Below are 13,552 nucleotides of genomic sequence, written 5' to 3'. Positions count from 1 at the left end.
ACTTTATACGTAGGGAAACGATCAAATAAATAATCTAGTAGTGATATAAATTATATAAAACCGCTTAAATTTTAAAATAACTAACACTGTTGTGCAGATCACCCGCAAGTTTATCTAGAGTCTCCATGTTTTCTCTAGAGCTTGCTACAGCAGCCGCTGTTTCCTGTATCATGTTTGAGATATCCTCTACATGCATAGCAAGATCGTGCGTTGCTTTATTTTGCTCTTCAGATGAGCTGGAAACAACTCGTATTTGATTTAAAGTAGCATCTGAGCCGACACGAATATCTGCTAGCATTTTAGTTACTTGATTAGAGCTAGTTACGCTCTCTTCTACTTTTGGTAAAACAGCAAGCATAGTTTTTGCTACATTTTCTGTTTCTGCCTGAACCTTATTAATTGTTGCAGTGATCTCTGATGTTGCACTTGCAGTTCGTGAAGCAAGAGTTCTTACTTCATCGGCAACAACTGCAAAACCTCGTCCTTGCTCACCAGCCCTTGCAGCTTCTATTGCTGCGTTTAAAGCTAATAAATTGGTCTGCTCTGCAATTTCTCTAATGACATTGACAATATTCCCTATGTCTATTGAGCGTTTTTGTAAGCGATCAATTTCTTCTGTCGATTGTGTTATTTTTTCTGCAATTTCAATAATACTATCTGCAGAATTTTTTACTGCATCTTCTCCACGCAGTGATATAGTTGAAGATTCTTCCGAGTTAGACTCTGCATCACGTGCACTATTGGCTATTTCTTGGATACATGACGAAAGCTCTTGTATAGCAGCTGCAGTTGAGTGAGAGGCATCAGATGATTTCTGATAAGCAGTTGAAATGTGATGCATTTGCTCATTGAGTGACTTCGTTGAAGCGGTTAACATCACAGCCCCCTTGTTGATATCTCTAACCATAGCTTGAAGCGATTTTTGCATTCGACTAATCGAGCCTAGTAAACTAGTTTCTGTAAAGGTACCTTCAATTTCTTGGTTTAGATAACCATCTGCAATGCGACTCGTGACTGATAAAGCATAGCTTGGCTCACCACCAATACTTTTAATAATGTTACGTGCAATATAAACAGCTGTAGCAATAATTAAAGAGATGATTACTAATGCAATTAAAGTAAAAGATATCGCTGAATTCATGTATTTTTCATTTACATCATCCATGTAAATACCAAAACCAAAAACCCAGTCCCAATGGGGTAACTTTGTCGAGCCGTTGATTTTAGTAAAAAGTTTATCGCTCCCTGCTTTAGGATACTCACCAACACCTATAAAAAACTCAACGTTACTGAGTTCTTTAAAATGTGTTGCATACGTTGGCTGAAATTCCCCTAGCACAGAAGCGTTAGGATGAACCCGTGAAATAGCATTATTATCATTTGCCCATATATAAGAAGTGTCATAGCGCATATTTGATAATACTTCGATAACTTTTTCTTCTGCTTCTTCTCGGGATATTTTATTTTGTTGTTCAAGCTCAATATAGAATTTAGCCTGCTCTTTAGCTAAAGATAAAATTGTTTTTATTTCATGCTCACCACTACTCATTAAATTGGATCTTAGTGTTTGTAAGGTTACTACTCCAAGGATAATTAAACCAAAAGTAGCAACTAAAATAATAACTGCCAATTGTCTTGATAACTTCATTTGCTCTACAACCTTTTGAATATATAGATATATTAATTTCAACTAATTAAGTAATCGCGTTGCTCAAGACAATCGCCTAAATAGTTAAACTTTATTAAATAACATTAGTTAAAAGTCACCTTAATTACCAAATATATTTTAATTACTTTTACTGTTTTATAGGCGACAGCGTAGTTCATGAAAATTTATATTCGCGGTTTAAGTGCATACTTATCAAATCATTAAAATTGAAAAGCTAAAAGAAGTAATTCTTTAGCTTTTTTGTGGCTAAACTTATAACTAATCGTTTTTTGCCTATTATTAATATTTTTATTTGTCGCTCCTGTTATTAATAAATGCTTCTCAACCTAACCAGCAAAGTAAACTTCCTTATTTCCTGCACAATGTTTCCTTTTTTCGCTTATACACTAAGTCAAATAATAGTGACTAAATTTTTAGAAAGGGGAAACTGTGTGAATAACACAATATTTAAAGTGATAGCTATTTCTCTGAGCATTATTATCGCTTCTTGTGGTGGTAATGCGAGTGATGACTCAACTAGCAACGAGTTAACCGATACCGAATTAACTGATACAGAGTTAACTGATTCAGAGTTAACTGATGAGGGTGAAATAGTTTTAGATGTTGATGCCACTTTATTTTTAACGGGTGATGATGTCAGTATCGATACCGTATCGTGTACCTTGACCGATGCCACTGAAACATTGTGTTATGAAATTACTTCTAATCATATTGCCTCTGAACATGATATGGGACCTTGGTGTCCAGAAACCATTTATGATACTGCTGAAAAAGGTGGTTTATGGTTTGATAATGGTGAAATAAACGATTTAGACGGCCCATTTATTTTAAACTTAGCGACTTATTATAATGATAGTGGTTTTAAGATGTACGACGATGATGGAAATGTGCGAAGAATGGAAACTGCCGAACAATGTGAATTAGGAGCAGATCCAAATATTGAAGATGAATTTAAAAACATGTGTGCGCAATGTTTACCTGAATGGGTAAGTACTCAAGTCTCTTATTTAATTCCTATTACCCCCCGCAAACAAGATGAACCTGTAGAACTAAGTGACGGACCAACTTTAGAAGTAGCTGGTGTTGAATATGGGCCTTCAGTAAGAGGACTAGCGTTTAATGGTGTAAGGTTTGATCATCCGGCTGATATCGATATTATTCTTGCGGGTTACCAAATTGCCCCTGTAGATGATGCCGGTGGACATGTGAATAACAGCTTGGGTTACCACTATCATGGCGATACCGGAATGACGACTCGCATTGAACAATCTGACGATCACTCCGCGATGATAGGCTATGCACTAGATGGGCATGGGCTTTATGCTAAATTAGACGACGAGGGTAATGAAGCAACTGAGTTAGATGAGTGTAGAGGTCATAGTGATGATACTCGAGGCTATCATTATCACGTAATGTCTTTAGATAGTAATGAATTCTTAGATTGTTTCTATGGCGCATGGGCTGAAACAGAAGAGGAGGACGACAGAACAGGACCTCCTCGCTAGCCGTAAAAATTCAAAATAATAAGCCCGTTATTAGCTAATAATGGGCTTTATTCTAGGTCAATATTTATTAATTTTAATTGAGGTATATCTGATGAAAAAAATCATATTATTTTTTTCTGTATTGTGGTTTTCTTTAGGTGCTCAGTCTCATGGGTTTGACTATTCAGTCATTACGCTAACCGAACAAGACAATAATCGTTGGAGCTTACAAATAAAATCTTCGTTAGATGCTTTTAGAAAAGAGGTAAAACAGCATTTTTCTGAATCACCTTACACAACACCTGAACAGTTTAGTGAACAATTGCTTGAGCATATAACCAGTACTTTAAAAATAGTCGTAAAAGATAAAAACATTTCATTAGGTGAAGGTACCGTAAGCTTAGGACACGAAACATCTGTATTTTTCAAGGAGATTACTATGCCAGTAAAAACCACAAAAATTCAGCTAATTAATGGCTCACTGAAAGATATATACCGTCATACTACAAAATTACTTGTGGTTGAAAAAAACAGTGAAACTAAGTCTTTTATTCTAAGTAAGTCGAATAATTTTACCGTTATATTTCCCATAAAGTGATGATCAGTTAATAAAGTTTAGTCCATTAACTAAAGTAATAACTACCATCAACAATCTAAGTAGTCTTTTTCGAGTTAAATATCAATGCTAGACACAGTGAACAAGTTCCCGCCCACGAAACCTAGAACACCAATCAAACATCCTAATAATTACCTAAAAATTAAAGATATCTGTAAAACTAACAATAGAGTATTAAATGCGATAATTTTTCAACATGTAATGAAAAGGTACCGACTTCAATAACTCTTCTAGTGGTAACAAAGCAAACGCCCAGAATAAGGGTAATTCTGCCACAAGAATAAAATAACTCGCTAGCGGTAGAACAATAACCCATTGAGTTACAAAATGAATGTTAAGCACTTGCATGCTTTTTCCCATTGCACGCAAGCAATTACCTGAAATCGTGTTATAGGTACGAATTAACGGTAATAAAACATACAGAGGCGTAATACTGGCAAGTGCTATTAACGTTTGTTGCTCTACTTTAGGATAAATTAATTCTACGCTTAAACTAAAGCCGTATAAGCATAAGGCAACCAAACACGCGAGTACCGCACCCAATTTAAGACAGCTATCAATAATCGGTTTGATATGATTGATATTTCCTTGACCAATGGCCTGAGTAATACTAATTGCACTGGCTTGTGCCCAAGCTACAATTAACTGTGTAGCAATACGTAACCAAGGAAATACTAAGGTAATTGCTACATAAGAATAAATATTTAATTGAGAAAATAATAATTGATAAACGGTATTACCAACAGACAATACTAAAAAGTTGGCGGCAATTGGCATTATTTCAGTAAAGTGCGCTTTAATGGCTGTAACGTCAAGATATGTTTTACGCTTAACTTCCGGTAATACTTTCTGTTTTAAGACATAGCTAAATAAAAGAATTAATCGTAATAAAACTGCAGCTAAACTGCCATACGCTGCACCAACAACGCCTAACCCCATAGATACATTATCTACACCGAAAATAAGCAAGTAACTCATCAGTGCATTAAAAGGGACCTCAATCAAATACACTTGTAATGAGGTTTTGGTGTTACCTTGTCCATTTAAATATACAGTAATTGTTTGGGTGATTGCGTTAAACAATAAAATGTATTGCGCCACTGATAAATAGTTATGGATTTGTTCGGCGATGAAAGGATCTTGGGTTAATAACCCAGTCAGGTTATCACTCCACAGAACTAATAATAAAATAAAGATGAGCGCAGCAGAAACGCTGATAAATAAACCTGAACCAAAAGCTTTCTGTAATCTTGCTTTATCTTTTGCACCAAAAATTCTACCCACAATGAGCTGCGTACCATTAGCCAAAGCAATCTGCAAGCCGAGAAAAAAAGCGATAATAGTAGTCGCTATTCCCATTGCAGCTAAAGAAACTTCACCTAGAGGGGAAATAAGCAGTAGATCTATAATTAACATGGATTGCATCAATAAGGCATTAAATGCTAGTGGCCACGCTAAGGATAGATTTTTACGTAAATAAATAGATCTGAGTTGTTCAGCATTCATTTAATGGGGTACTCATCGTAATTCGTTAATTAATGAGCTTTGTAACGGCATCTTTAACTTGACCATAAGTCGTTGATTCAACAAACCCCAATGAGAATGTTTGTGGTGTATCAAGGTACTTTTCTTTACCGCTACGACCAAAACCAAAAACAGTCATATCGGGTCTGCTAACATAGTTATCTGGATGGTTGTCGTCTTGATGATGCAGTAGATATAACATACGAGGACTATTTGCATCACCAAATGCTATCCATTCAGGTGAAGGTAAATCACCTTCAAAGGTCTCATCAATTAAGTGCGGTTTGTCATCTGCTGAAGAAAACCAAAAATCTGTTCTATCCATTTCACCGTAAGGTACACCTTCGTATTGCACCCAATATCTATAACCTTCACTGACTTTACTCATAGTAAAATCTAAACGATCAGGATAAAAATCCCACTGTCCTTGCCATTGTTTATTCCCTGAAGTGAAAGTGATACGTACATGTTGCTTTGACTCAATATCTACCACTGAAGTTGATAAATCAGTGCCTGCATTTAAGGCATGAAAATAGTTGCCATCTTGTTTATGAATGGCATTTGGAAAACCTCGGTACTCGCCTTTATGGCCTGAGCCTTTTTCATTATGAAAGCCAAGCCAATCAACACCATCAATATCAAGCATACTTGATAAACCACCGCCTTTTTTCTCAAGGAAATAAGTCGCGTTAGGCGTGGTTATAATGTAGCTAGACACATCACCTGCAGAGGTATCAATGCCATGAGTAAGCCGGACTTTAGTTTCTACTTTTGCTTCGTTTTCTTTATTTTCAACACCACATCCGATGAGAAAAATTAGTGCTGCTGATAATAAAACTAAATACTTTTTTTTTGCTGCTGAAATTGTTAATTTCATACAAACTCCTTTTAAAGTTTTGTGTTGTCATGTATATAAAAAAGGCGCTACACCAATAAGTCTGTAGCGCCATAAAAAAGCAGATTGAAAAGGTGCTTTAAGTAAATTATTGCATTAAATGCTTACTTTATATTCAAGGTAAAAATTTAAACTATAATTTGTTTTGGGCTAGCACTTTTTTTCAATAAAAAACCTATGCTTAAAATAATTAATGCACAACAAACGAAAATTAAACGCCCCCACCATGGATTAGGTATTAATGTCATAAAGAAAATACCATAGCCCATGTACATCACCATAGAGCCCAACTTATTACGTTGCTGAAGGTCATAATCATCTTGCTCATCGTCAGCAATTACAGGCGTAACCAAGTCTTTAAAGAACTCATCGGTTTGTGCTTTATATTGATCTTTTTCTTCTTTATAAAACAATGCAGTTAAACAGAAGAAGCCCGCAGTTATGATTAAATGTGCACCTATGGTTAAGATTAGGTTCATGTCTGTTGCTTCTCTTGAGGTAAATTCAGGAATACCAATAAAGCGAGAGAAAACATCAGGCGTTAAAACATTCATTACAAACCAAGAAACAAATAAACCAATAACAACGGTTACCCATGGAGCCCATGACGGCGTTTTCTTAATAAATAATCCAAAGATTAATGGAATAAGAATTGGTACTTGAATCATTACTGAAAAAGACATCATCAAATCAAACAAGCTAAGCTCTTTTAAAGATTTGAAAAATAGTGCCATCACAATAACTAATAAACCACTGATAAAACTTAGAATTTTACCCATTCTTAGTAAGTGTGCATCATCAACAATTTTATTACGTTTAGCTAAAAACGGTTGATAAATACTTCGAATAAAAATACCTGAGTTTTTATTAAGTGCTGAATCCATTGATGACATAGAGGCTGCAAATAATGCTGCTAATAATAAACCTACAGTACCAATTGGCATTGCGTTTCGAGCAAAGACTAAATACACAGCATCTGACGCTTTATTACCAAGATCGGCATAAGCTAACGCTGCATCAGGGTATAAGATGGCTGAAGCCCAAGGTGGAATAAACCAAATAATACTACCTATACCCATTAACACCATGGCTAATAATGATGCTTTACGAGCATTCTCAGAATCTTTTGCATTTAAAAAACGAAATGAATCATTCAGATTCATTATGGTTATCATTTGCTTAGCAAGAAAAAAGACAAAAGTACCTACTAATAGCAAACCATAGTTCATATCAGGACCCATAATAAAATCAGATGGAAACTGAGTCACTAATTCAACAGGTCCGCCAACCATTACTAGTGCGACAATTGCACACGCAATAGACACCACAGCAACAACTAGGGTTTGAACGAAGTCAGAGGCTACTACGCCCCACGCACCTGACAATACAGAGATAAACAATACCGCTAAACCGGTAACAATAATGGTGACATTGATATCCGCTTCAAACACAGCGCTGGTAAATACACCTAAGGCGTTTAACCAAATACCGGCATTTAAAAAGCTGAATACAATTAAGGCACAAGAAAAAAACAATTCGTTTTGACTGCCAAAACGACGTTTAATCCCCTCTGTTGGTGTATCTACACGCATTTGACGAAAGCGATAAGAAAAATATGCCCAACCACAAAAGTAAGCAAAGGTATTAGCAAAGAATACTAAGCTTACCGCGAAACCATCGGTAAAAGCTTTACCTGCTGCACCGGTGAAAGTCCATGCGGAAAATTGTGACATAAATGCGGTTGAACCTACCATCCACCACAACATTCTGCCGCCACCGCGAAAGTAATCACTTGTTGATTTGGCCGCCATTTTTTTGAAAGTAAAACCAATACCAACAACTAAAAGGAAATAACCAGCTATTACTGCGTAATCATAGAACATGTTATCGCCCTTTTATTAAAGTTTACTTACGTCTACCCAGTAATCATTTTTACGAATTAAGTCGATAAGTTGCTGATACTGACTACCTTCTTTAAAAGTTTGGTAAGGGGCAACGTTTTCACCTTCAATATCTTTAACCATTTCACGAATAAGGTAACGCCAGTTACGCTCGGTATCGCCTTCAACATCAGGTACATTTGCTGCGATATCGGCAGGTAATGATTGCTCTAACCATTCTTTAGCATCACCGCCATTGCTTTCACCATATAGGTAAAGAGGCCCAGCACCGTAATGACCTTTAATGTAAATAGCGCCTTTGCTACCATAAAATACAATATGATCTTCGTTAAAACGTGGGTGTAATCCACCGTGCTTGAACATTACCGAAACTGGCTTTTTAGCAAACTCACTTTCTAGTTGAGCAAGTACGTTATAAGACCATTCCACGTTAGACTCGCCCCATTTTAATGAAGGGTCATTAATGTCTTCAGGAATAAAGTCACGACGGGTTTTGAAGTTATGCACGCCTTCAACAATAGGGGCTCTACCTAAATCGTCACGCACTTCTCCCATTATTGATAATATTTTTTCACCAACAACCGAGGTAACAATCGACATCATGTGAGTGAAGTTATTGTTTAAACGACCGCCACCATCTTCTTGACGATGTGACCAACCAAACGGAATATCACGCTCTAAATTAAAGTGAGAAATACACTCAACTTCTAAGGGCTCACCAATTGCACCAGCGGCAACTAAACGTTTAGCGTGTAATATTTCTGGCATGTATCTAAAGCTTGAAGCAAAGGCAGTCTTTACGCCTTTAGCTACAGCTAAGTCGTATAATTCTTTTGAAGTACTGCCATCTGCAGTAAGTGGCTTATCTGAAAATACATGACAACCAAAAGCAATGGCTTGTTTTATCGGGTCAACATGCGCGCCACCTGGCGTAGCAATTGACACAACATCAGGCTTGGTATCCTCTAACGCTTGTTGCCAATCGGTACCTGCGTATGGAATCCCCATATCTTGAGCTACTTGCTTAACAACGCTTTCAGTTCTTCCTACAATACCCACAATTTCTGCGCCAGCATATCTAAATGCTTCAGCATGCCCTTGTCCGGCAAAACCTGTACCGTGCACTAATATTTTAACTTTATTACTCATAATTTATTCCTAATGCTTTAATATTTTTTAAAGAGATATCTTTTATTTATTTCTGCCAATGTAGGCAAGTATCTATCGCGTTACCAGTTCCAAAGAGTACCGTCTTCTAATCGACTTACGGGTAAATATGAACGCTTGTAAGGATATTCGGCCGCGGCTGCTTCATCGAATTCCACACCTAAACCCGGTGCTTCACTCATCATGCCCATACCGTTTTCAACAGTGAATTTATGTTTGAATATACGATTTAATCCTTCATTACCAAAACCAACAAATTCTTGAATACCAAAATTAGGTGCCCAAATATTTAAGTGCATATGTGCCGCAAAACATACTGGTGATAAATCAGGTGCACCGTGTGGTGCAGTTTTAACATTATAAACACTCGCAAAATCAGTGATTCTTTTAAGTGCGGTAATCCCACCCGCATGCGTTGCAGCTACACGAATATAATCAATTAATTGATTTTGAATAAGGTCTTTGCAGTCCCAAATGGTGTTATAAGTTTCGCCAATAGCTAAAGGGGTTGTAGTGTGATGACGGACAATTTTGTAGCTGTCTTGATTTTCAGCAATAGCAGCATCTTCAAGGAACAATAAATTATACGGTTCTAATAACTTTCCTAATTTAGCTGCTTCAATTGGCGTTAAACGACTGTGAACATCGTGAGTAAAATGTACATCATAACCAAAGCGTTCACGGGCTTTTTTAAATAGCTCAACAATTGAATTGAAATATTTAGCGGTAGACCATTCTTCTTCTGGTGGTAATGGGCGGCTACCTTGTAATTCAAAGTAATCCTTTTTATCGCCAAGTACGCCGTAAGTGACTTTTAATCCAGGAATAGCAGATTGTAAGCGAATAGCTTTAAAACCATTTTCAATATGTTCTTGTGCTTTATCTAAGGTGTCATCAATATTTTCGCCATTAGCATGCGCATAAAAAGTAACTCCTTTACGGCTTTTTCCACCTAATAATTGGTATACAGGTAGGTTAGCGATTTTTCCTTTAATATCCCAAAGCGCCATATCTATTGCTGCAATAGCCGCCATTGTGATTGGACCTTTACGCCAATAAACACCTTTGTATAGGTATTGCCAAATGTCTTCAATTTCTTGAGGATCACGACCAATTAAGCAAGGTGCAACGTGCTCTTCTAAATATGCTACTACCGCCATTTCACGGCCATTGACGGTTGCATCGCCCAAGCCATAAGTACCTTCATCAGTAATCACCTTTACTGTTACGAAGTTTCTTCCTGGACTACACACGAATACTTTTATTTCTTGAATTTTCAACTTATGCCTCACTTTTCGACAAACAACCAAATTACTAAACCGATTTAGTAGAATAAATTACCATATCTATTTAGAATGTCAATAATTAGACTAAAGATCGATTTATAAAAATATGTCAAAGATCAGATTAATTGATGTTGCTCTTCGTGCTGGAGTTTCAAAAAGCACTGCTTCTCAATACCTTAACGGCCGTTTTGACTATATGTCAAAAGAAACCAAGGAGCGAGTAAGAGTAGCAATACAAGAACTGGATTATGTACCCAACCCCATTGCTAGAAGTCTTAAAACTTCGACCACAAAAACCATAGGCGTGATTGTTCGAGATATTACCGGGTTCTATACAAGCCGTACTATCAGAGGGATAGATGATTATTGTAAAGACAGTGAATATAATGTTTTAATTTACAATACTGATTTTGATCCCGCTATTGAAGCCAAATCATTACAAGCACTTTACCAGTTAAGAGTTGATGGGATTATTATTGCTTCATCTGGCCGTAACGCCGAGCTTATTGATGAGTTCATTAATAAAGGTCTGCCTATCGTACAATTTCAAATTGAATACGACGGCTATGAAAGAAACATTATTGTTTCAGATTATCGACAAGCAGCTTTCGAGGCCACTGAATATTTAATTAGTTTAGGCCATCAAAGGATTTGTTTCGTAACTCAAGATTTCAAAGACGTAAAATCTAGAAACGAACGTTACCTAGGTTATGCCTCCGCCCTTAAAAAACATGATATTCCATTAGAATCACAGCTAATTCAGTATTGGCATCGAGAGACAGGGTTTAAACAAGCCCCAAAAGAGATACTCACCTCTACTAATGCACCGACGGCTTTTTTTACACAGCATTTAGCTATTACCACTGAACTATTAACACACTTAAATGAAGAAAATATCGCCATTCCTAACGATGTTTCGGTATTAGGGTTTGATGACATTCCCATGGCCGAATTTTTTAAGGTTCCTATTACTGTTGTGAAACAAGATCCTTATAAAATAGGTGTTGAGGCAACTAAGTTACTTCTAGATAACATTAATGATAAAGAAAAGTTGTCCCATAAAATTATGGTTCCTTGTGCTTTAGCGAGACGAGATTCGTGTAAAAAGCTTTAAGTCACTCATACCAATTGAATAATGAATACGTCAAATTAGAACCTCAGTAATAAACTTACAACAAATGAAATAACTAGCCTATAGTTATTTCTCTATGCCATTCATTTAAGATCGTTATTAGCTTTCTACTGAACTCACGAAAGACAAATTTATACAAACAAAGATAAAATTATCAGATAATTTTACTATATCTTGTGAAAACAACTAAATCGATTTAGTTTAATGTCGAAATATATTACTAACGTATCGATATAAAGACTACTTAACGTATTTTAGGTTTTGAATGATAGATAAATGGATGGAAAATAAATACGAACAAACGCTTTAAGCTATTAGTACTTACCCTCAACAGGATTTATTCAACAACCATGCACTACTTACAAAAAAGCTGTTTTATATTTATTACGCAATATCAATAGTAAAGCTTTGTACTGTACTAATGTGTTTTTCACCTAATGCCAACATAATGAGTCTATCAATACCTAACGCAACACCTGAACACTGAGGCAATCCATGTTGTAAGGCTGCTATAAAATTATTATCGATAGGTCTTTGCTCTAGCCCTTGCGTTAATCTTTTTTGGTTATCAGCTGCAAAACGTTTTAATTGTTCATCTGCATCGGTTAGCTCATTAAAGCCATTAGCTAATTCAATGCCTTGGTAATAACATTCAAATCGTTCGGCTACACGTGAGTCTTGAGTTGATACTTTGGCTAGCGATGCTTGTGCTATGGGAAAGTTATAAATGAATTGGGGTTGTTCAATACCAAAGGTTGGTTCTATTAATTCAGTGAAGATAAACTGCAATAACAGGTCTGCATCTTTGCTTTCAACTAACCAGTCATCCAATTTGTTATGTGCACTTAACACATCAGACAATTCATCGAAGCTTGCCGTTAATGGATCAACAGACACTGTATTGATAAAGACATCTTGATAGCTAGTAAATAATGGCTCATTGCAGCCTAATACGCCTTTTAATAGTTCAGACACCTCTGACATTAGATCAAACTGATTAAAGCCAATACGATACCATTCAAGCATTGTGAATTCAGGGTTATGATGTCTGCCTGCTTCTTCATGACGAAAAGCTTTCGCTATTTGATAGATGCAGCCATAACCGGAAGCTAGTAGTCGCTTCATATGAAATTCTGGCGAGGTTTGTAGGAACAAGGTATCTGAATGTTGATCCGAAGAATCGGCTAAGAAGTTATATTGGCAAGATAAGGCATCTAAGTGTACATCGGTGATTGTACCTTGCGATAAAGCTGGGGTTTCTACTTCAAGAACATGACGATCAGCAAAGAATTCTCTAACAGTTGAAATGACTTCGGCACGCTTTTGTGCATTTTGCCAAGACATGCTTGTTTTCCAGTTCATAATGATCCTTTTGCGCTAAATTCTAGTGACAATAAAATGGGTTCCCGATCAGGCACTTCGGGAGTGACGGTTAGTTTATTTTAGCATTCCCGTCTAATATTCTTGTTCATTATACCAATTTCATTAATTAAGTGGTCTATTTTAGACGGAGGAAAAATCATTAAATACAAGGCATTTATTTATATAACTAGTTGTTCTAATTATTAAATAAATAACGCTGTAGTTAGTGGTTTTAGCCCGTATAAATGATCACTTAATTTGTGAGATTGGTATTACTCATTTTACTTTCCATAAGATCAAAAAAGGCCGCTTTCGCGACCTTCTTAAATATATTATTTCTTTATATTATTATTGAAATAATTTGTTTGATAACTGAAGTGTTAACAAAGCGCGGACACGGAGTTGACGCTAGTCAATGAGTATCCGCAATGCAGTTAACGCAAAGTTATCAGCAAATTAAGCAATAATTTTTGAAACAACACCAGCACCAACAGTACGACCACCTTCACGGATTGC

10 protein-coding genes are annotated in these 13,552 nt (G+C 36.3%); 3 read left to right on the top strand and 7 right to left on the bottom strand.

Annotation, left to right across the window (positions count from 1 at the left end; all coding sequences use genetic code 11):
- Positions 1 to 64: 64 nt before the first annotated feature.
- The gene (locus CWS31_RS00050; protein WP_101343127.1) at positions 65 to 1,648 is read right to left on the bottom strand and encodes a methyl-accepting chemotaxis protein; all 1,584 of its coding nucleotides are present in this window, start codon (positions 1,646 to 1,648) and stop codon (positions 65 to 67) included.
- 452 nt (positions 1,649 to 2,100) lie between these two features.
- Between CWS31_RS00050 and CWS31_RS00045 the strand changes: the two genes are divergently transcribed.
- A complete protein-coding gene (locus tag CWS31_RS00045) occupies positions 2,101 to 3,174 on the top strand; it encodes a YHYH protein (protein ID WP_246143230.1) in 1,074 nt (357 codons plus the stop codon).
- 91 nt (positions 3,175 to 3,265) lie between these two features.
- Positions 3,266 to 3,751, top strand: a complete 486-nt coding sequence (locus tag CWS31_RS00040) for a DUF6702 family protein (protein ID WP_101343125.1) — start codon at positions 3,266 to 3,268, stop codon at positions 3,749 to 3,751.
- Between the two features lie 192 nt (positions 3,752 to 3,943).
- Here the strand turns inward: CWS31_RS00040 and CWS31_RS00035 are convergent, their stop codons facing one another.
- The 5 genes from CWS31_RS00035 to manD all read right to left on the bottom strand — a co-directional run bounded on the left by CWS31_RS00035 (position 3,944) and on the right by manD (position 10,536).
- Positions 3,944 to 5,275 (bottom strand): MATE family efflux transporter, encoded by a 1,332-nt coding sequence (locus CWS31_RS00035; protein ID WP_101343124.1) that lies wholly within the window; start codon positions 5,273 to 5,275, stop codon positions 3,944 to 3,946.
- 25 nt (positions 5,276 to 5,300) lie between these two features.
- On the bottom strand, positions 5,301 to 6,170 hold the full coding sequence (locus CWS31_RS00030; protein WP_101343123.1) for a hypothetical protein: 870 nt from the start codon (positions 6,168 to 6,170) through the stop codon (positions 5,301 to 5,303).
- A 146-nt stretch (positions 6,171 to 6,316) separates the two neighbouring features.
- Positions 6,317 to 8,071: a sodium:solute symporter family transporter gene (locus CWS31_RS00025; protein WP_101343122.1), complete on the bottom strand. Its 1,755-nt coding sequence runs from the start codon at positions 8,069 to 8,071 to the stop codon at positions 6,317 to 6,319.
- Between the two features lie 15 nt (positions 8,072 to 8,086).
- Complete coding sequence (locus tag CWS31_RS00020) at positions 8,087 to 9,238, bottom strand: Gfo/Idh/MocA family protein (RefSeq protein ID WP_101343121.1); 1,152 nt, start codon at positions 9,236 to 9,238, stop codon at positions 8,087 to 8,089.
- An 80-nt stretch (positions 9,239 to 9,318) separates the two neighbouring features.
- Positions 9,319 to 10,536 carry a D-mannonate dehydratase ManD gene (gene manD, locus CWS31_RS00015; protein WP_101343120.1) on the bottom strand — a complete coding sequence of 406 codons (1,218 nt, stop codon included), beginning with the start codon at positions 10,534 to 10,536 and terminating at the stop codon, positions 9,319 to 9,321.
- A gap of 112 nt (positions 10,537 to 10,648) precedes the next feature.
- Between manD and CWS31_RS00010 the strand changes: the two genes are divergently transcribed.
- On the top strand, positions 10,649 to 11,656 hold the full coding sequence (locus CWS31_RS00010) for a LacI family DNA-binding transcriptional regulator (RefSeq protein WP_101343119.1): 1,008 nt from the start codon (positions 10,649 to 10,651) through the stop codon (positions 11,654 to 11,656).
- A gap of 402 nt (positions 11,657 to 12,058) precedes the next feature.
- On the opposite strand, the gene epmA is transcribed toward CWS31_RS00010, so the two are convergent.
- A complete protein-coding gene (epmA, locus tag CWS31_RS00005; RefSeq protein WP_101343118.1) occupies positions 12,059 to 13,036 on the bottom strand; it encodes an elongation factor P--(R)-beta-lysine ligase in 978 nt (325 codons plus the stop codon).
- Positions 13,037 to 13,552: the final 516 nt, after the last annotated feature.

This window comes from Colwellia echini, from assembly GCF_002843355.2.
Lineage (GTDB): Bacteria > Pseudomonadota > Gammaproteobacteria > Enterobacterales > Alteromonadaceae > Colwellia > Colwellia echini.
The sequence above is the reverse complement of the archived record's forward strand: the minus strand, read 5'-3'. Positions and strand labels throughout refer to the sequence as shown.

What these genes read in the sequence shown, in the direction of transcription:
- CWS31_RS00050 (WP_101343127.1), bottom strand. Translation starts at nt 1,648, where the DNA reads ATGAAGTTATCAAGACAATTGGCAGTTATTATTTTAGTTGCTACTTTT.
- CWS31_RS00020 (WP_101343121.1), bottom strand. Translation starts at nt 9,238, where the DNA reads ATGAGTAATAAAGTTAAAATATTAGTGCACGGTACAGGTTTTGCCGGA.
- epmA (WP_101343118.1), bottom strand. Translation starts at nt 13,036, where the DNA reads ATGAACTGGAAAACAAGCATGTCTTGGCAAAATGCACAAAAGCGTGCC.
- CWS31_RS00035 (WP_101343124.1), bottom strand. Translation starts at nt 5,275, where the DNA reads ATGAATGCTGAACAACTCAGATCTATTTATTTACGTAAAAATCTATCC.
- CWS31_RS00025 (WP_101343122.1), bottom strand. Translation starts at nt 8,071, where the DNA reads ATGTTCTATGATTACGCAGTAATAGCTGGTTATTTCCTTTTAGTTGTT.
- CWS31_RS00030 (WP_101343123.1), bottom strand. Translation starts at nt 6,170, where the DNA reads ATGAAATTAACAATTTCAGCAGCAAAAAAAAAGTATTTAGTTTTATTA.
- CWS31_RS00040 (WP_101343125.1), top strand. Translation starts at nt 3,266, where the DNA reads ATGAAAAAAATCATATTATTTTTTTCTGTATTGTGGTTTTCTTTAGGT.
- CWS31_RS00010 (WP_101343119.1), top strand. Translation starts at nt 10,649, where the DNA reads ATGTCAAAGATCAGATTAATTGATGTTGCTCTTCGTGCTGGAGTTTCA.